General features: G+C 66.0%; 17 protein-coding genes. 10 read left to right on the forward strand and 7 right to left on the reverse strand.

The window, feature by feature from the left end; translation table 11 throughout:
* The first annotated feature begins 243 nt into the window (after nucleotides 1-243).
* The 7 genes from DFR67_RS12615 to DFR67_RS12645 are packed head-to-tail and all read left to right on the forward strand — an operon-like array spanning nucleotide 244 to nucleotide 8,102.
* Nucleotides 244-3,132, forward strand: coding sequence for a Na+/H+ antiporter subunit A (locus DFR67_RS12615; RefSeq protein WP_110469907.1), 2,889 nt, complete (start codon nucleotides 244-246; stop codon nucleotides 3,130-3,132).
* A complete protein-coding gene (locus tag DFR67_RS12620; protein WP_110469908.1) occupies nucleotides 3,129-3,725 on the forward strand; it encodes a Na(+)/H(+) antiporter subunit C in 597 nt (198 codons plus the stop codon). Before DFR67_RS12615 ends, DFR67_RS12620 begins: the two co-directional genes overlap by 4 nt.
* Nucleotides 3,722-5,332, forward strand: coding sequence for a Na+/H+ antiporter subunit D (locus DFR67_RS12625; protein ID WP_110469909.1), 1,611 nt, complete (start codon nucleotides 3,722-3,724; stop codon nucleotides 5,330-5,332). The genes DFR67_RS12620 and DFR67_RS12625 overlap by 4 nt, the downstream gene beginning before the upstream one ends.
* A gap of 1 nt (nucleotide 5,333) precedes the next feature.
* Nucleotides 5,334-6,080 carry a Na+/H+ antiporter subunit E gene (locus tag DFR67_RS12630; protein ID WP_211325041.1) on the forward strand — a complete coding sequence of 249 codons (747 nt, stop codon included), beginning with the start codon at nucleotides 5,334-5,336 and terminating at the stop codon, nucleotides 6,078-6,080.
* On the forward strand, nucleotides 6,080-6,361 hold the full coding sequence (locus DFR67_RS12635) for a monovalent cation/H+ antiporter complex subunit F (RefSeq protein ID WP_110469911.1): 282 nt from the start codon (nucleotides 6,080-6,082) through the stop codon (nucleotides 6,359-6,361). Before DFR67_RS12630 ends, DFR67_RS12635 begins: the two co-directional genes overlap by 1 nt.
* Nucleotides 6,351-6,683 carry a monovalent cation/H(+) antiporter subunit G gene (mnhG, locus tag DFR67_RS12640; RefSeq protein WP_110469912.1) on the forward strand — a complete coding sequence of 111 codons (333 nt, stop codon included), beginning with the start codon at nucleotides 6,351-6,353 and terminating at the stop codon, nucleotides 6,681-6,683. Before DFR67_RS12635 ends, mnhG begins: the two co-directional genes overlap by 11 nt.
* A 33-nt stretch (nucleotides 6,684-6,716) precedes the next feature.
* The gene (locus DFR67_RS12645; RefSeq protein WP_110469913.1) at nucleotides 6,717-8,102 is read left to right on the forward strand and encodes an ABC1 kinase family protein; all 1,386 of its coding nucleotides are present in this window, start codon (nucleotides 6,717-6,719) and stop codon (nucleotides 8,100-8,102) included.
* A gap of 72 nt (nucleotides 8,103-8,174) precedes the next feature.
* On the opposite strand, the gene DFR67_RS12650 is transcribed toward DFR67_RS12645, so the two are convergent.
* From DFR67_RS12650 to napA, 4 genes are all read right to left on the reverse strand, one after another.
* Entirely contained in the window at nucleotides 8,175-9,311 is a 1,137-nt protein-coding gene (locus DFR67_RS12650; RefSeq protein ID WP_110469914.1) for a glutamate--cysteine ligase, read from the reverse strand.
* Nucleotides 9,312-9,338: 27 nt separating this feature from the next.
* The gene (gene sodC, locus DFR67_RS12655; RefSeq protein ID WP_110469915.1) at nucleotides 9,339-10,019 is read right to left on the reverse strand and encodes a superoxide dismutase[Cu-Zn]; all 681 of its coding nucleotides are present in this window, start codon (nucleotides 10,017-10,019) and stop codon (nucleotides 9,339-9,341) included.
* Between the two features lie 105 nt (nucleotides 10,020-10,124).
* Nucleotides 10,125-10,631: a LytR C-terminal domain-containing protein gene (locus DFR67_RS12660; RefSeq protein ID WP_245937913.1), complete on the reverse strand. Its 507-nt coding sequence runs from the start codon at nucleotides 10,629-10,631 to the stop codon at nucleotides 10,125-10,127.
* A gap of 67 nt (nucleotides 10,632-10,698) precedes the next feature.
* The gene (gene napA, locus DFR67_RS12665; RefSeq protein WP_110469917.1) at nucleotides 10,699-11,049 is read right to left on the reverse strand and encodes a nucleoid-associated protein NapA; all 351 of its coding nucleotides are present in this window, start codon (nucleotides 11,047-11,049) and stop codon (nucleotides 10,699-10,701) included.
* Nucleotides 11,050-11,201: 152 nt separating this feature from the next.
* On the opposite strand from napA, the gene DFR67_RS12670 reads away from it, so the two are divergent.
* Together DFR67_RS12670 and DFR67_RS12675 are read left to right on the forward strand one after the other, a co-directional pair.
* Nucleotides 11,202-11,813: a peptide deformylase gene (locus tag DFR67_RS12670; RefSeq protein WP_110469918.1), complete on the forward strand. Its 612-nt coding sequence runs from the start codon at nucleotides 11,202-11,204 to the stop codon at nucleotides 11,811-11,813.
* A 60-nt stretch (nucleotides 11,814-11,873) separates the two neighbouring features.
* On the forward strand, nucleotides 11,874-12,848 hold the full coding sequence (locus DFR67_RS12675) for a GNAT family N-acetyltransferase (RefSeq protein ID WP_110469919.1): 975 nt from the start codon (nucleotides 11,874-11,876) through the stop codon (nucleotides 12,846-12,848).
* A gap of 29 nt (nucleotides 12,849-12,877) precedes the next feature.
* Here DFR67_RS12675 and DFR67_RS12680 read toward each other — a convergent pair whose 3' ends face one another.
* Nucleotides 12,878-13,300 carry a protein-tyrosine phosphatase family protein gene (locus DFR67_RS12680; protein WP_425451275.1) on the reverse strand — a complete coding sequence of 141 codons (423 nt, stop codon included), beginning with the start codon at nucleotides 13,298-13,300 and terminating at the stop codon, nucleotides 12,878-12,880.
* A 119-nt stretch (nucleotides 13,301-13,419) separates the two neighbouring features.
* Here DFR67_RS12680 and DFR67_RS12685 point away from each other — a divergent pair, with 119 nt between their 5' ends.
* A complete protein-coding gene (locus DFR67_RS12685; RefSeq protein ID WP_110469921.1) occupies nucleotides 13,420-13,989 on the forward strand; it encodes a hypothetical protein in 570 nt (189 codons plus the stop codon).
* 79 nt (nucleotides 13,990-14,068) lie between these two features.
* On the opposite strand, the gene eutC is transcribed toward DFR67_RS12685, so the two are convergent.
* Nucleotides 14,069-14,800 carry an ethanolamine ammonia-lyase subunit EutC gene (gene eutC / locus DFR67_RS12690; RefSeq protein ID WP_110469922.1) on the reverse strand — a complete coding sequence of 244 codons (732 nt, stop codon included), beginning with the start codon at nucleotides 14,798-14,800 and terminating at the stop codon, nucleotides 14,069-14,071.
* A complete protein-coding gene (locus tag DFR67_RS12695; protein WP_110470099.1) occupies nucleotides 14,800-16,221 on the reverse strand; it encodes an ethanolamine ammonia-lyase subunit EutB in 1,422 nt (473 codons plus the stop codon). Before DFR67_RS12695 ends, eutC begins: the two co-directional genes overlap by 1 nt.
* Nucleotides 16,222-16,227 lie beyond the last annotated feature (6 nt).

Consider the following 16,227-nt stretch of genomic DNA (forward strand, 5'->3'; position numbering starts at 1 on the left):
TTGCTGCAGTTGACCTGGTGCGGAGGGCTCCGCCGACAGCGTTCGACCCGCCGTCGGCCACTTGTGCGGCCAGGGCCGTCCTCACCCGAATACGGCACCTAGCAGCGCTAACGGTAGACTGGACACCTGGAGAGTGAGGCGAAACCACTCAGTGCGACTTCTCGCGGCCAATGGTCGGTGCGTAGTTCGCCGCCACCTCTCTCCGCGCCCGACACCCCGCCCACCTGATCGACGGAGTGCCACTTGATCGCAGTACTGGCCGCCCTGGCCATCACGGCTGCGCTGGCGCCTGCGATCATCACCTGGCTCGGCCGACGCGGTTTCTACGTGCTCGCCCTCGCGCCGTTCGGCGGACTTGTCTGGGTGTTCGCCAACTGGCCCGACGAGGCCGACGGCATCCGGACCGAGTCCATCACCTGGGTCCCCGAACTCCAGATGAACATCGACCTGCGGTTCGACACCCTGGCCGCGATCATGTCGGTGCTGGTTCTCGGGGTCGGTGCGCTGGTTCTCTGTTACTGCGCCGAGTACTTCGGCGAGACGCAGCGCCGGGTGCGCGGTTTCTCCGCGCAGATGGTCGCCTTCGCGGGCGCCATGTTCGGGCTCGTGTGCAGCGACAACATGCTCGTGCTCTACATCTTCTGGGAATTGACGACGGTCCTGTCGTTCCTGCTCGTCGGCTTCTACGCGGTCCGTGCGACCAGTCGCCGCGCGGCGACCCAGGCCCTGCTCGTGACCACTGCCGGTGGCCTGGCCATGCTGGTCGGCGTCATCATGCTCGGCGAGACCGCCGGGACGTACTCGCTGTCGGAGATCGTCGCGAACCCGCCCGTCGGCTGGTCGGTGACGGTCGCGATCGTACTGATCCTCGTCGGAGCGTTGAGCAAGTCGGCGATCTTCCCCTTCCACTTCTGGCTGCCCGGTGCCATGGCAGCGCCGACACCCGTCAGCGCCTACCTGCATGCCGCCGCGATGGTCAAGGCCGGCATCTTCCTGGTGGCCCGCCTCGCGCCCGGCTTCTCCGACCTGGTCTCGTGGCATGTCCTGGTCGTCGGGCTTGGTATGGCGACGATGCTGCTCGGGGGATTCCGTTCCCTACGCGAGTACGACCTGAAGCTCGTCCTGGCCTTCGGCACCGTCTCGCAGCTCGGTTTCCTGATGGTGCTGGTGGGTATCGGCGACGCCGACGTGGCGATGGCCGCCCTCGCGATGCTTGTCGCCCACGCCTTCTTCAAGGCAGCCCTGTTCATGGTGGTCGGCGTCATCGACCACTCGACCGGCACCCGCGACCTGCGCAAACTCGCCCGCCTCGGGGAGAAGACCCCGCTGCTCGCCGTCATAGCCACCCTCGCCGCCGCCAGTATGGCCGGGATACCGCTCACGCTCGGATTCGTCGGCAAGGAGACCGCCTTCGCGGAGATCTGGGACACCGGTGCGCTCAGCGACTGGCAGGGGCCGATCGTCGTGATCGTATTGGTCGTCGGATCGATACTCACGGTCGCGTATTCGCTCCGGTTCATCTGGGGTGCATTCGGGCGGAAGCGCAAGGCCGAACCCAGCCCCGCCGTGGCAAAGATGCACAGACCGAGCCTGGCGTTCCAGGTGCCCGCCCTCCTCCTCGCCGTGGCGGGCGTCGCCTCCGGCCCGCTGTCCGGTTTGATCGGTAAACGGTTCGAGCCGTACGCCGACACCGTCACCAGCTACGGCTCCGAAGAACTCGTCCATCTCGCGCTGTGGCACGGCTTCAACCTGCCGCTCCTGCTCAGCGCCATCGCGATCGTGTTCGGCACCGCATTGTTCGCCCTGGTCCGCGAACTCGGCCGCCTCGGATTCGTCAAACCGGCGCTCGGCAATGCCGACCGGATCTACGACGCCGTGCTGCGCGGCGCCGACACCATCTCCATCAACCTGACCCGCAACACCCAGCGTGGTTCGCTGCCCCTGACCCAGGGGATCATCATCGGGACCCTGGTGTTGCTGCCGACGATCGTGCTGTTCACCGGCGCCCGCAACCGATTGGAACTCAACGGATTCGAGTCACCGGTGCAGTTGGTGATCGGTGGCATCATGATCGCGTCGGCGATCGCTGCGGCGGTGCTTCGCAACCGCCTGGCCGCCGTCATCGTGGTCGGTGTCACGGGGTACAGCTGCGGCGTGTTGTTCGCCCTGCACGGCGCCCCCGACCTGGCCCTGACCCAATTTCTCGTGGAGACACTGACCCTCGTCATCTTCGTGCTGGTCCTACGCAAGTTGCCCGCAGAGGCGGAAAGGCGCCACGCCACCGGCTTCAAACCGCTGCGAGCCCTGTTGGGTCTCGCATTCGGAGCCGTGCTCGTCCTGGTCGGGCTCTTCGCTGCCGCGGCCCGTACCACGGTGCCCACAGCATCTGAATTGCCTTATGCGGCGTACAAGTACGGCAATGGCTCCAACGCCGTCAACGTCCTGCTCGTCGACATTCGCGCCTGGGACACCCTCGGCGAGGTGTCGGTTCTGCTGGTCGCGGCGACCGGGGTGGCGTCGATGGTCTTCCGGCACCGCCGCTTCGGCGCGGCGCCGCGGGTGGCCGACGCCACCCGCGCCCGTACCCCGCGCCCCGACTCCGAGGGCGTCAAGCAGTTCGGTGAGCGCACCACGTGGTTGCGCGGCAGCGACTTCCGCGACCCCCGGCATCGCTCGATGGTGCTCGAAGCGACCACCCGGATCATCTTCCCGACGATGATCGTCCTCTCGCTGTACTTCTTCTACGCAGGTCACAATGCGCCCGGCGGCGGCTTCGCCGGCGGGTTGACGATGGGCCTCGCCCTCGTCCTTCGTTACCTCGCCGGCGGCCGGTACGAGCTGGGTGAGGCGCTGCCCATCGACGCGGGCCGCATCCTCGGTGTGGGCCTCGGGTTCTCGGTGGGCACCGCCGTCGCCTCGGTCCTGCTCGGCGCGCCCGCGCTGTCGTCGGCGACCTTCGAGTTCACCTTGCCGATCTTCGGCGACGTCAAACTCGTGACCGCGATCTTCTTCGATCTCGGCGTGTACCTGATCGTCGTCGGGCTCGTCCTCGACGTGCTGCGCAGCCTCGGTGCCCGGCTCGACGAGGACGCTCCCCGGCGTCGCCGCGAGCCGCAGGAGGCGGCGTCGTGAGCATCAACTTCGGCCTGCTGATCGTGGTCGGCCTCATGGCCGCCTGCGGTGTCTACCTGCTCCTCGAACGCAGCCTCATCAGGATGCTGCTCGGATTGCTGTTGGTGGGCAACGCGATCAACCTGCTCATCGTCACCGTCGCCGGCGCGATGGGAAACCCACCGATCATCGGGCGCACCTCGGACGAGCGCAGCGCCGACGCCGACCCTCTGGCGCAGGGCATGGTGCTGACCGCGATCGTCATCACGATGGGCGTGGCCGCCTTCGTTCTATCCCTCGCCTATCGCAGTTTCATGATCAACACCGACGACGAGGTGGACGACGACCCCGAGGATTTGAAGGTCAAGCGCCAGCGCAACGCAGATGCTCCCGATCGCGACCGCAGCGACGATCCCGTCACGGGCTCGGACACCATCCGCGGCGACCTGTTCGACGACGACGGCAACCCGTTGACCAAGGAAGAGATCCGGGCCCGCCGCGCGGAGATCTACGAGACCGACGTCTTGCCCGACCCTGATGAACCCGACGAAGTCGAATACCGGCACGAACTGGGAGATCCCGACGAGGACGACGAAGGGGGTGATGCGCGATGACACTGTCGAACGCGTGGTTCCCTACGCTCATCGTCACCCCTGTCCTGGTCCCGATGATCGGTACCGTGCTCACCCTGATCATGGGGCGCTATCCCCGCTTCCAACGCGTGGTCACCATCGGGGCCATCACCGTCGCCTTCATCGCGGCCTGCCTGCTGCTGTACCTGACCAACCGCGACGGTACGTACGCCCTGCACATCGGAGGCTGGGACTCCAAGGGCGGTGACGTCGGTCCACTCGGGGTGACCCTGGTCGCCGACCAGCTCTCGGCCCTGATGCTGGTCGTGTCGACGGCGGTCCTGCTCTGCGTCATGCTCTACGCCGTCGGCCAGGGCATCCGAGACGGCACCACCGAACAACCGGTGTCGATCTTCCTGCCGACCTACCTGCTGCTGTGCACCGGCGTCTGCAACGCCTTCCTCGCCGGCGACATGTTCAACCTGTTCGTCTCGTTCGAGGTGCTCCTCGCCGCGAGTTTTGTGCTGCTCACCCTCGGCGCCAGCGCCGACCGGGTGCGCGCCGGCGTGTCCTACGTGATGGTGTCGATGGTGTCGTCGCTGGTGTTCCTCGCGGGCATCGCCTTCGCCTACGCTGCCACCGGGACCCTGAACCTCGCCGAGATGGCGGTGCGCCTCGAAGACGTCCCCGACGGGACAAAGGGCGCGCTGTACGCCGTGTTGCTGGTGGCCTTCGGCATCAAGGCCGCGGTGTTCCCGCTGTCGACGTGGTTGCCCGACTCCTACCCGACCGCCCCGGCGCCGGTCACCGCGGTCTTCGCGGGATTGCTGACCAAGGTCGGTGTCTACGCGATCATCAGGGCGCACACGTTGTTGTTCCCCGGTGGCGCGATGGATCGGGTGCTGCTGGTTGCCGGACTCCTGACCATGCTGGTCGGCATCCTCGGCGCCATCGCCCAGTCCGACATCAAACGATTGCTGTCGTTCACGCTGGTCAGCCATATCGGCTACATGATCTTCGGCATCGCCCTGTCCACGGAGTTCGGGCTGTCGAGCGCCATCTACTACGTGGCCCACCACATTCTGGTGCAGACCACCCTCTTCCTGGTCGTGGGTCTGATCGAAAGACAGGCGGGGTCTGCCTCGCTGCGCCGACTCGGTGGCCTGGCTGCCAGTCCATTGCTCGCCGCACTGTTCCTCATCCCGGCCCTCAACCTCGGCGGTATACCGCCGTTCTCGGGCTTCATCGGCAAGGTCGCACTCATCGAAGCCGGCGTCCAGGATGGCAGCGTGCTGGCCTGGCTCCTGGTGGCCGGGTCGGTGGTGACCAGCCTGTTGACGCTGTACGTGGTCGCCCGCGTCTGGACCAAGGCGTTCTGGCGTCCCCGCGCCGACGCCCCTGAAGGCGACCTCGCCGACGCCGGTCCCGCAGCCCTCCTCGAGGGCGACGACGACGACGTGGCGTACGACGATCGCGCCGACGTCGGCCGGATGCCCATCGGGATGGTGATCCCGACCATCGCGATGGTCGGCGCCGGCATCATCCTGACCCTGTGGGCGGGACCGATCTTCGAGTTCACCGATCAGGCCGCGGCCGACCTGACCGACTCGAGCATCTATCTCAATGCCGTGCTGGGGGGTGGTCGGTGAGATGAGCAGCACAACCACCGACTCACGGCCGCAGCCTCCACCACCGCGGGGCCCGATCAGAGCAGCGCTGGTCAACGCCTGGCGCTTCTCCGTCATCTTCCTGGCTTGGTACATCGCCCGAACCATCTTCTGGTTCCGCGCCAAGATCCAGATCAAGCGCTGGTTCGGCGGTAACCGGCGCGAGGTCGCGGTCCGGCTCTGGAACGTGGCCTGGCTGACGTTCGTGTGGGTTCTGCTCTGGGGCACCTACGATCTCGCGAACGTCTTCACGGGTATCGGGGTGGCACTGTTGGTGTTGATCGCGCTGCCGTTGCCGCGGGTGCCGGTCGAGGGACGTATCCATCCCCTGACGCTGATCGAGCTCGCCGCCCGACTGATCGCTGCGTTCTTCATCTCGAGCGCGCAGGTGGCCTGGGCTGCGATCCGGCCGGCGAAACCGCCGCTGAGCGCAGTATTGCGCGCCCGGCTCGCCATCAAGTCGGACATGGTGCTGACCCTCGCGGTCGACTACCTCAACCTCGTGCCGGGCACCATGGTCGTCGAGATCGACCACAGCCGCCGGTTGCTCTACGTGCACCTGTTCGACGCCAGCTCACCGGAGAAGGTGAAGGCCTTCTACAAGCAGATCGAAACCATCGAGCGGTTGTTCATCAAAGGCTTCGAGCGGGACGATGAGTGGCGGGCCAGCCCGTACCACGGCATCGACGACGACCTCAGTGCCGGCGACTACCCACGGGGAGGTATCTGATGACCTACGTATGGATGATCGCGGCAGGTCTGTTGCTGGCGGCGTCGGTCCTGACCACCGCCCGCATGCTGATCGGGCCGAACACCCTCGACCGCCTCGTCGCCCTGGACACCGCCGTGGCCGTCGCCATGTGTTCGCTGGCGGTCTGGGCCGCCTACTCGGAGGACTCGACGGTGGTGTCGGGCATCGTGGCGTTGTCGCTGTTGAGTTTCGTCGGATCGGTGGCGGTCGCCCGATTCCGGGTCCGGGACAACGAAGGTGTGGCCGACCATGATCGCTGACATCGTGGTCGCGGTTCTCATGCTGACCGGAGCCACCATGGCGTTCACCGCGTCCATCGGTATCCTGCGGTTCCCGGACACCATGACGCGGATGCACGCCGCCACCAAACCGCAGACCCTCGGCCTGATCCTGGTTCTGCTGGGTGCGGGCGTCCGGCTCTGGGACACCATCGATTTCGGGATGCTCGTGCTGTCGGGCATCTTTGCGCTCATCACGGCGCCGGTGATCGCCCACCGGGTCGGCAAGCTGGCGTATCAGGAGCAGCGCATCCGCGACGACCTGATCGATTCCGACGACGTCGAATCGCCGCGCACAGACTGATGACACCCGCCCACCCATGAAGGTCGACCCACGGTGAGTGCCGACGACGAGTTGTCCGCTTCCCAACTGCGCCGAGGCGGGGAACTGGGTAAAGTCGCCGCGCACTCGGCGATCAGGCGGGTTCGCTCACGGGCGGTGACCCTCGGTGGATCCCACGACGAGCGACGCAGACGTGCCGAGCAGGACGCGCTGGCCGCCGCCGACGAACTCATCACGGTCCTCGGGTCGATGAAGGGCGCCGCGATGAAGGTGGGCCAGTTTTTGTCCCTTCTCGATCTCGACATGGTGCCCAGGTCGGCGCGCGGCGCGTTCAACCAGAAGCTGGCCATCTTGCGCGACAACGCTCCCCGCGTCTCGAACGAGACAATGCTCGGGGTGCTCGGCGCCGAGCTGGGCCCGAAGATGTCCGAGTTCGCCCACATCGATCCCGAGCCCCTCGCGGCCGCCTCGATCGGGCAGGTCTACCGCGCCACGCTGGTCGATGGCCGCTCGGTGGCGGTGAAGGTGCAGTATCCGGGCATCGACGCGGTGGTGCGCGCCGACCTCAAGAACCTGGCAATCGCCTTGCGGTTGTACAAGAAGTTGCTCCCCACGGTCGATCCGCAGTCCTTTGTCCGCGAGATCACCGGCAACATCTTGGCCGAACTCGACTATGAGGCCGAGGCCGACAATCAGCGCAGGTTATCTGTTCGCTACGCGGGGCACCCGTTCATCCAGATCCCCGACGTGATCGAAAGTCTTTGTACTGCCAGAGTGTTGACGACCGAATTGGTCACCGGTATCGGGCTCACCGAGGTCGCCGGACTCGATGCCGAGACCCGGGACCAGGTCGGTGAGGTGATCTACCGGTTCTACTGCGGCAGTATCCACACCGACGCCACCTTTTGCGGCGATCCCCATCCCGGCAACGTCATCCTTGCCGACGACGGCCGCGTCGCGTTCCTGGATTTCGGCTCGAGCAAGACCATGTCCAAGGGTTCGTTGCGGCTCGAGCAGCAGTCTCTGATCGCCGCGCGAGCCGGTGATGCGGCGGGGGTGGCGAGCATACTGCGCCGCGGCGGTGTATTGGTCAATGAGGAGTCGATCACCGACGAGGACGTGCTCGACTATGTCCGCGACTCCACCTGGTGGCATATGAACGACGAGGCGTTGACCATCACGCCCCAGATCGCGAACACCGCGATGATCGCCGCCGTCCACCCGGCGACCGATTACGGTGGCCACGCCCGTGAGCAACGTTTTCCGGAGGAACATCTGATGGCCCGCCGCGTGGAGTTCTACACCTGCGCGATGCTAGGCCAACTGGGCGCGACAGCGAACTGGTACCGCATCGAGGCCGAGTGGCTGACCGACGCCGAGCCGGAAACCGAACTGGGACAGATCGATCAGTGGTGGCGCAGACGCACGTTCAGCGACTGACCTACCCCGATCTTGGTGGGTTCTGGCGACGGCCACCTGCGGAAATGCCCGCCGAAAGCCACCAAGATCGGGTCAGCGCGCGAGTTCGGCGACCACGGCGTCCACCACCGCGACCATGTCGCCTGTCTCGGCGAACTTCTGTCGCTGTCGCTGATAGGACCCGCCGCGAAGCGGGATCTGGGCCACGGACGCGAGTTCGTCGACACAGTCGAGATCCTTCGCGATCGGCGCGAGCCGGTTCAGCATGTCCGTCAAGTCGTCGGTGACCAACCGCTCATTGCAGTCGCTGTCGGTGATGATGATCGCGTCGAGTCCGTAACGTGCTGCCCGCCACTTGTTTTCCTGCACCAGCCAGGGGGCCATCACGGGCAGTTGTTCACCGGCGTCGAGGCGACGATCCAGATCGACGACGAGGCAGTGGATCAGTGCCACCAGGCCGGCGAGTTCGGCGATGGTCGACACCCCGTCGCACACCCTGATCTCCACGGTCCCGAGATTCGGCGAAGGGCGGATGTCCCAACGGATCTCGTTGAGGTGCTCGATGATGCCGGTGTGCATCTGGTCACCGACGAACGCCTCGAACTCACCCCACTGCTGGAACTGGAAGGGCAGACCCGCGGTGGGCAGCTGCTGGAACATCATCGCCCGGTTGCTGGCGTACCCGGTGTCCTGGCCGGACCACATCGGCGACGAGGCAGACAACGCCAGCAGATGCGGATACTGGTTCAACAGCGACGACACAATCGGTAACACCTTGTCGCGGTGATTGATCCCGACATGGACGTGCACACCCCAGATGAGCATCTGGCGACCCCACCACTGGGTTCGCTCGATCAGCTCGGCGTATCGGTGCCCGGGCGTGAGTTGCTGGGTGGACCACTGAGCGAAAGGATGGGTGCCCGCCCCGAAGAGATCGACGCCGATGTCGTCGGCGATCCCGCGCACCACACCGAGCGACTCGGACAGGTCTGCAATCGCCTCGCCCGTGTTGCGGCAGATACCTGTGACGAGTTCAACGGTGTTGCGGAGCAACTCTTTGTGGATGCGATCGCCCGAACTGGGGTTGTCGAGTTCACTGACCCGCTCGAAGAGCCGCGCTGCCGAGTTCGACAAGTCGCGAGTCTCCTTGTCGACGAGCGCGAACTCCCACTCGACGCCGATGGTCGGCGTCGGTGATGAGTTGAACTCGATCGACCCGGCGCTATTTATTTCGGCTCTCTTCGATCGCGGTTTATCTCAGCTCTTCTCGATCACACCGCAGGCGATCCGCTTGCCGGCATCGCCGGTCATCAGCGTCTCTTCATCCGGCGCCGGGGCGTACTTGGTCGGGATGTTGCCGAAGTTGTCGGGCTTCTCGTGGATGACGATGGCGGTCTCGAGGATCTGCTCGATGTCGAAACCATCGGTGGCGGTGACGGTTTCGCCTTTGCCCTCTTCGTTGATGTAAATCGACACGAGATCACCGCTGGCGGGGTGGCTGGTGTTGCCATCGACCTGCAGGTGGCCGCCCGCGGACAGGAAGTCGCCCGGCGCGCCGCCCGAGGGGGCTGTGGAGTTGGGCTCACACTTGCCCACCGCGTGCAGGTGCATCCCGTGGAAGCCTGGCGCCAGGTTCTCTGCCTTGACGGTGACGATGACCGAGCCCTCGCTGCTCTCGAAGCTCGCCTCACCAGCAGGCTGCCCGTTGGGCTGCCGCAGTGTCGCCGTGGCCTCGCCGCCCTCGCTCGGTTGCCCGACGCCACCGACATCGACCGGGGCCCGGTCGCCGGTGACGACGCTGGGCTGCGTGCCCTTGGCGTCGGTCGGATTCTCGTCCGGACTGCAGCCTGCCAACAGGAACGCGGCCACCGCGACAGGTGCCACGAACGCGGCACTCCGCCGCGCGGTGGTGAAGTTCTTGAGCGAGCGCTGCGCCATGGTTGGGCTCCCTTGTGGTCGGGCGTGTCGCCGGTTCTACCGTCGGTAGTAGGTCAGCGAAATCATAACTGGTTGATCTTGGTGCCCGGCCGACCGCATGGCCACCTACCTGGTGACCACGATCAACGGCAGTCCCCGTGGGCACTGGTCGAACGCGGCGGGACGGGGATCCACGGAGACCTCGCCTCCGAGGTCGTCGGCGAGCTGCTCCGCCGCTTCCCGCTGACCCGAGCTGTAGAACACGGTGTTCTCGGTGATGCTGGCCGACTGCAGGTTGGTCGGGGCCGCGGTGTCCCAGCCCAGGCCTTCGACCTGCCGCGCGTACGTCTGTCCGAGGCCGCCGATCGCCCCGGCGTTGAACACGCATACCTGAGGACGATCCGGATCGACCGATGCGCTGCTCGAGGCACTGGTGGATGTCCGCGAGGGTGCCGACACCTCTGTCGACGACGACGTCGGCTGACGACTCTGCGCCGCCTCGAGGCCGGCCTCCGGATCTGAATCCCCCGTGGCCGCCGAGTGCCAACCCAAACCGATGAAGACCACCGCGATCGCGAGCAGCAACATAGCGCCCGCGCGAAAGGGCAGGTGTGGAGGCTCGGATTTGGTCATTGCGCCCACCTTACGAAACTTGACGACCGCACGACAATTCCCGGCGAGCGAGCATCACGGGTCGAGCTCAGGTTACGTCGAATCCGAGACGCCGGGCAGCCCGCGCCTTCTGCCTGCTGGCCCGCAGTCGTCGCAGACGCTTCACGAGCATCGGATCCGCCGCGAGCGCCTCGGGACGATCGACCAGAGCATTCAAAACCTGGTAGTACCGAGTCGCCGACAGACCGAACAGTTCCTTGATCGCTTCTTCTTTCGCCCCCGCGTACTTCCACCATTGCCGCTCGAAGGCCAAGATGTCATGCTCACGCCGGGTCAACCCGTCGGCCCCAACCTCGCCTGGACCGAGCTGTGCGTGGTCTTGGTTCGCGTTGTCCGCCTGCCCGGATTGCTTCTGGTCTCGCGCGGTTGCGCCGTCCATCTCGCTCCCTTGAGAATCGGTCCTACTCCACCCCATCGCCACACGTCGCTTGTCGATATCAACGACGTGAATTACAACAGTGTGGTTCGCAGTACATCTAACCACGCCGCCAAAGGAATTCGCGCGATGGCTTGCCGAGTAATCTGACCCCCATGGCAATTCTCCCCATCTGCATCGTCGGTGATCCGGTGCTGCACAATCCCACTGAATCTGTCGCATTGGACGAGGCCGGCAAGCCCCCCGCCGACGTGGTGGCGCTCCTCGACGACATGTACGAAACCATGGACGCCGCCAACGGCGTCGGACTGGCAGCAAACCAGGTCGGTGTCGGCCGCCGATTCTTCGTCTACGACTGCCCCGAAGGCAACGGGCGAGGCGGTGCTCGGCGCCGCGGCGAGGTCATCAACCCGGTTCTCGAGACCTCCGAGATCCCGGAGACGATGCCCGACCCCGACGACAACGACGAGGGCTGCCTGTCGGTCCCCGGAGAGCAGTTCCCGACCGGCCGAGCGGACTGGGCGAAAGTCACCGGCGTCGACCGCAACGGCGACAAGGTCGAGATCGAGGGCAAAGACTTCTTCGCGCGGATGCTGCAGCACGAGACCGGTCACCTCGACGGCTTCCTGTACGTCGACGTCCTGATGGGTCGCAACGCCCGCGCCGCCAAGAAGGCGATCAAACGCAACGGCTGGGGCGTGCCCGGCCTGACGTGGCTCCCAGGTGAGGACGAAGACCCGTTCGGTCACGATGATGATGAAGAGTGACTCCGTCACGGATGATGAAGAGTGACTCCGTCGGGCGATTCAGGTGACTCCGTTGGGCGAATGCAGGTGACTCCGTCACGCGGTGATCGGGTGGTGGTCCGGTTCCGCAAAGGGCCCGGAGCACCTGCCGACTGGCGCGGCGACCCTTCGGCGACGCTCAGCGACGTCACCGGCATCCTCGACAGCGAAAGCCCTGACCTGGTCATCCTCCGCGACGACGAGCGGGTCGTCGTACCCGCAGCGCTCGTCGAAGCGGTGAAGGTGCTCTCCGACAAACCTGTGCGCAATTCGCAGATCAGGTCACTCGAAGTGGCCGCGGCGCGAGGGTGGCCCGGGATTGAGTCCGAGATGATCGACGGCTGGCGGGCGCGCGCGGGTGGCGGATTCACTCGCAGGGCGAACTCCGCGGTGCCGTTGGAGATGGGCGCGCGACTCGATTCACAGACGATGGACCGGCTGCGCAAGTGGTACGGAGCCCGGGACCTGCCAGTGAAGATCGCCGCTGTCACCCGCCTGCTGCCCGGCGCCCATGTCTCCCCCGCCGACTACGAGATCAACGTCGACGTCCTGGTGGCGCCGGTGGGGGCGGCCGCGTCGGACATGAGCGCCGAGGTGACGATCGACGAGACGCCGTCGGACACGTGGGTCGCCGCATACGCGGGTCAGCGCAGTGGTGCCGATGACGCCGACCACGCGGTCGGCGCTGCCGTGGTCGCGGCCGTCGACGGTGGGAAACTCGGCTTCGCGACCGTCCGCGACGCCGATGGCGCACTGGTGTCGATCGGCAGGGGCGCCGTCACCACCGGACTGGGCAACGACGTCTGGCTGGGTCTTTCAGCGTTGTGGACCGCACCGGATCGCCGCGGTGAGGGCCTGGGTCGCGTTGTCACCTCAGCGCTCGAGCGCTGGGGCGCCGACCTCGGTGCAGCGCAGACCTATCTACAGGTGGAGACCGGCAACACTCACGCACGGGAGTGGTACCGCCGCATGGGTTTCGGTCTCCATCACAGCTACGGGTACGTCGAGTACCACTGATCCACAGATGCACACCGTGCAGTGTGCATCTACGTGAACCGTTCGACGTAGCGGCGCTGCCACGGCATCTCGACGGCCTTCGGCGAGTAGTGCGCGCGGACGTAGGCCACGGCCTCATCGGCCGGCACCCCATCGATGATCGCGAGGCAGGCCAGCGCGGTACCCGTCCGGCCTCGTCCTCCGAGGCACGCCACCTCGACTCGTTCGCTCTCCGACCGTGACCACGCCTCCCGAAAGGCATCGGCCGCCTCATCTCGGTCGGCAGGCAGCCAGAAGTCTCGCCATCGGAGCCACCGGCTCTGCCATGCGAGCGGCGGGGGCGGGTGGCCGAGGAGGTAGAGCCCGAACTCGGGGTCGGTTCCCGCAGGCGTCCCATCCCGTAATCCTCGTCCGCGGACGACCCTTCCCGACGGAAGCGGGAGCAGGCCGACCGCGGAATCGTCCCAGCTCATAGGCACATTTCGAACTCTAGATGATGGCGGGTTCCGCGGAGGTGGACTCCGCCCACAGCGAACGCCCGTGACGAATCATTGCAACGGTGTAATCATGTAATCAGATCAAAGGAGTAATCATGAAAAGCACCCAACGAGGAACACGCGGACCCGGCGGCGGACGCCGCGGCGGCTGGCAGCAGGCAGAACTACCCGATGCGTCAGACGCGTCCGGCTGGTTCGCCGGGCGGCTACCCGACGACTGGTTCACCGGAGCAGCGGAAGTCACCGTCGACCGCGACGAGATCACGGTCATCGGAACACTGACCGCACCGGAGTCCGACGAGAGCGCCGCATCAGCCGCCGCAGAGGGCCGGGCATCGCGCTTCCGCGAGGACACGCGCGGTGAGCGCATGGCAATCGCCGACGAGGCCCAGTCCCGGTACGCCCGCAAGGTGTCATGGGGCGTCCGCGTGGGCGATCAGCGAATACTGTTCACGCACATCGCCGTTCCGGTAATGACCCGCCTGCGACAGCCCGAACGCCAAGTGCTCGACACCCTGGTCGACGCCGGCGTCGCCCGCTCACGCGCAGATGCACTGGCGTGGTCGGTCAAGCTCGTCGGCGAACACACCGAGGAGTGGCTGGGCAAGCTGCGATCAGCGATGGACGACGTCGACGCATTGCGTGCCGAGGGCCCAGGACTCTAGGCGCACTCGGAATTCGCGCCACCTGCCTGCGTTCGCGCCAGGTACAACGTGCGCGAACGCGGGGACGTGGCGCGGATTCTCAGTCGCCCTCAGTGATGGCGCGGCTGTTGTCTTTGAGATCGACCCCGCTACGGCCCAATTGACGGGCTCCCTCGATCAAGGCCGCACAGACCCGGGCGGCATCGGCGTAGCCGAGCCCTCCGGGCGGGTGAATGTTGGAGATGCAGTTGCGTTCAGAATCAGCACGCCCCGGCCGCGGCAGGTGCGTCAGGTAGATACCGACGCTGTCGGCGACCGACAAGCCCGGACGTTCCCCGATGATCACGATCAACGTACCGACCTTCTGTGCAGCACCGATGTGGTCACCAAGGGCGACCCGAGCCTGCGTCGCAATCACCGGCGGCGCAAGCGAATACTTGTGGTCGAGCACGTCTCTGAGTGCGGTGAGCAAGCCGCTCGCGTGTTCGGACAACGCAATAGGCGAGAGGCCGTCGGCCAGCACGAAGCCCACATCTGCGTCGACCTCGCAGAGTCCACTCAGATCAGCCGGCGCCCGCCCGAGATCCGGCCTGCGCAGGTACTCGCTGCGGTCGCCGGCCTGGCTCGTCACCACGACGGGCGTCCCCAACCCCACGCGGTCGACCTCCGAGGCGAGCGCATCGGCGTCCAGAGGTTGGTGGACCGCATCGCGCGCCGCCGCATGGGCGGCGGCGAACTCCAGGACCCTGGTGGTCGGCAACGAATCACCGGTGCGTCCCAACCCGATTCGGGCTGCGGTGCGCAGCCGCAGGGCATCCCACAACTCGCTCATCAGGCCACCGGTCCGGTGAGGCTCCGCAGCGGAGACGCCTCGGGTTGCAGGTCCAGAACCCGGCCATCGGCGCCGAGCATCCCCACCCGGTCGAGCCACGCCTCGAACTCCGGCGCCGGCTTCAAACCCAGTGTGCGGCGGGCATACAGCGCATCGTGGAACGACAAACTCTGGTAGCCGAGCATCACATCGTCGGCGCCGGGCACCGTGATGACGAAAGGCACCCCGGCCACCCCCAGCAACGTCAACAGATTGTCCATGTCGTCTTGATCGGCTTCGGCGTGATTGGTGTAGCAGACGTCCACACCCATCGGCAGGCCCAGCAATTTGCCGCAGAAATGATCCTCGAGGCCTGCCCGCAGGATCTGCTTGCCGTCGTACAGGTACTCCGGTCCGATGAAGCCGACGACCGTGTTGATCAGCAACGGATCCAGCTCGCGCGCAATTGCATACGCGCGGGTTTCCAGCGTGTGCTGGTCCACCGGCTTACCACCGGTGCCATAGTGCGCGCCCGCCGACAACGCCGATCCCTGCCCGGTCTCGAGGTACATGACGTTCTCGCCGACGGTACCGCGGCGCAGCGACTTACCCGCCTCGTTACCCTCTCGCAGAACAGCGATGTCGACGCCGAAGCCCTTGTTGGCGCCCTCGGTCCCCGCGATCGACTGGAACACCAGATCCACCGGCGCACCCGCCTCGATCAACCCGATCGTCGTCGTCACATGCGAGAGCACACACGACTGCACCGGGATCTCGTACCGCTGGCGGATGTCGTCGAGCAGATGTAGCAGCTCCGAAGTGGCATGCGGCGAATCGGTTGCGGGGTTGATCCCGATCACCGCATCACCACACCCGAGCAACAAACCGTCCAGGGTCGCCGCCGCGATCCCCGTCGGATCGTCGGTCGGATGATTCGGTTGCAAACGGGTCGCAAGAGTCCCGGGCAGACCGATCGTCGTCCGGAACGCCGACACCACGCTCACCGCCCGCGACACCGCGATCAGATCCTGATTGCGCATCAACTTGCAGACCGCCGCCACCATCTCCGGTGTCAACCCACGCGAGAGTGCGGACAGTGTCGCCGCAGCCGCCTCGCCCGGACCCGAGGCCACCTCGAGCAACCAATCCCGCAATCCGCCGACAGTCATCGACTTGACCGGCGAAAAAGCCTGCACATCATGGGTATCCATGATCAACCGGGTGACTTCGTCGCTCTCGTACGGGACAACCGCCTCGTTCAGGAACACGGTCAACGGCACTTCTGCCAACGCCCACTGCGCCGCGGCCCGCTCGGTATCCGACTCCGCCGAACAACCGGCCAGTTCATCACCGCTGCGCGCCGGCGTCGCCTTGGCCATCAACTCCACCAGCCCATCGAAGGCGTAGGTCGTCCCGGCCAGGGTGTGCTGATAACGGCTCATGGTCGG

Source organism: Williamsia limnetica (assembly GCF_003217475.1).
Lineage (GTDB): Bacteria > Actinomycetota > Actinomycetes > Mycobacteriales > Mycobacteriaceae > Williamsia > Williamsia limnetica.

Excerpts from the sequence above, each read along its gene's own strand:
- DFR67_RS12625 (WP_110469909.1), top strand. The coding sequence starts at position 3,722 with ATGACACTGTCGAACGCGTGGTTCCCTACGCTCATCGTCACCCCTGTC.
- DFR67_RS12630 (WP_211325041.1), top strand. The coding sequence starts at position 5,334 with ATGAGCAGCACAACCACCGACTCACGGCCGCAGCCTCCACCACCGCGG.
- DFR67_RS12635 (WP_110469911.1), top strand. The coding sequence starts at position 6,080 with ATGACCTACGTATGGATGATCGCGGCAGGTCTGTTGCTGGCGGCGTCG.
- mnhG (WP_110469912.1), top strand. The coding sequence starts at position 6,351 with ATGATCGCTGACATCGTGGTCGCGGTTCTCATGCTGACCGGAGCCACC.
- sodC (WP_110469915.1), bottom strand. The coding sequence starts at position 10,019 with ATGGCGCAGCGCTCGCTCAAGAACTTCACCACCGCGCGGCGGAGTGCC.
- DFR67_RS12660 (WP_245937913.1), bottom strand. The coding sequence starts at position 10,631 with ATGACCAAATCCGAGCCTCCACACCTGCCCTTTCGCGCGGGCGCTATG.
- napA (WP_110469917.1), bottom strand. The coding sequence starts at position 11,049 with ATGGACGGCGCAACCGCGCGAGACCAGAAGCAATCCGGGCAGGCGGAC.
- DFR67_RS12670 (WP_110469918.1), top strand. The coding sequence starts at position 11,202 with ATGGCAATTCTCCCCATCTGCATCGTCGGTGATCCGGTGCTGCACAAT.
- DFR67_RS12675 (WP_110469919.1), top strand. The coding sequence starts at position 11,874 with ATGCAGGTGACTCCGTCACGCGGTGATCGGGTGGTGGTCCGGTTCCGC.
- DFR67_RS12680 (WP_425451275.1), bottom strand. The coding sequence starts at position 13,300 with ATGAGCTGGGACGATTCCGCGGTCGGCCTGCTCCCGCTTCCGTCGGGA.
- DFR67_RS12685 (WP_110469921.1), top strand. The coding sequence starts at position 13,420 with ATGAAAAGCACCCAACGAGGAACACGCGGACCCGGCGGCGGACGCCGC.
- eutC (WP_110469922.1), bottom strand. The coding sequence starts at position 14,800 with ATGAGCGAGTTGTGGGATGCCCTGCGGCTGCGCACCGCAGCCCGAATC.
- DFR67_RS12695 (WP_110470099.1), bottom strand. The coding sequence starts at position 16,221 with ATGAGCCGTTATCAGCACACCCTGGCCGGGACGACCTACGCCTTCGAT.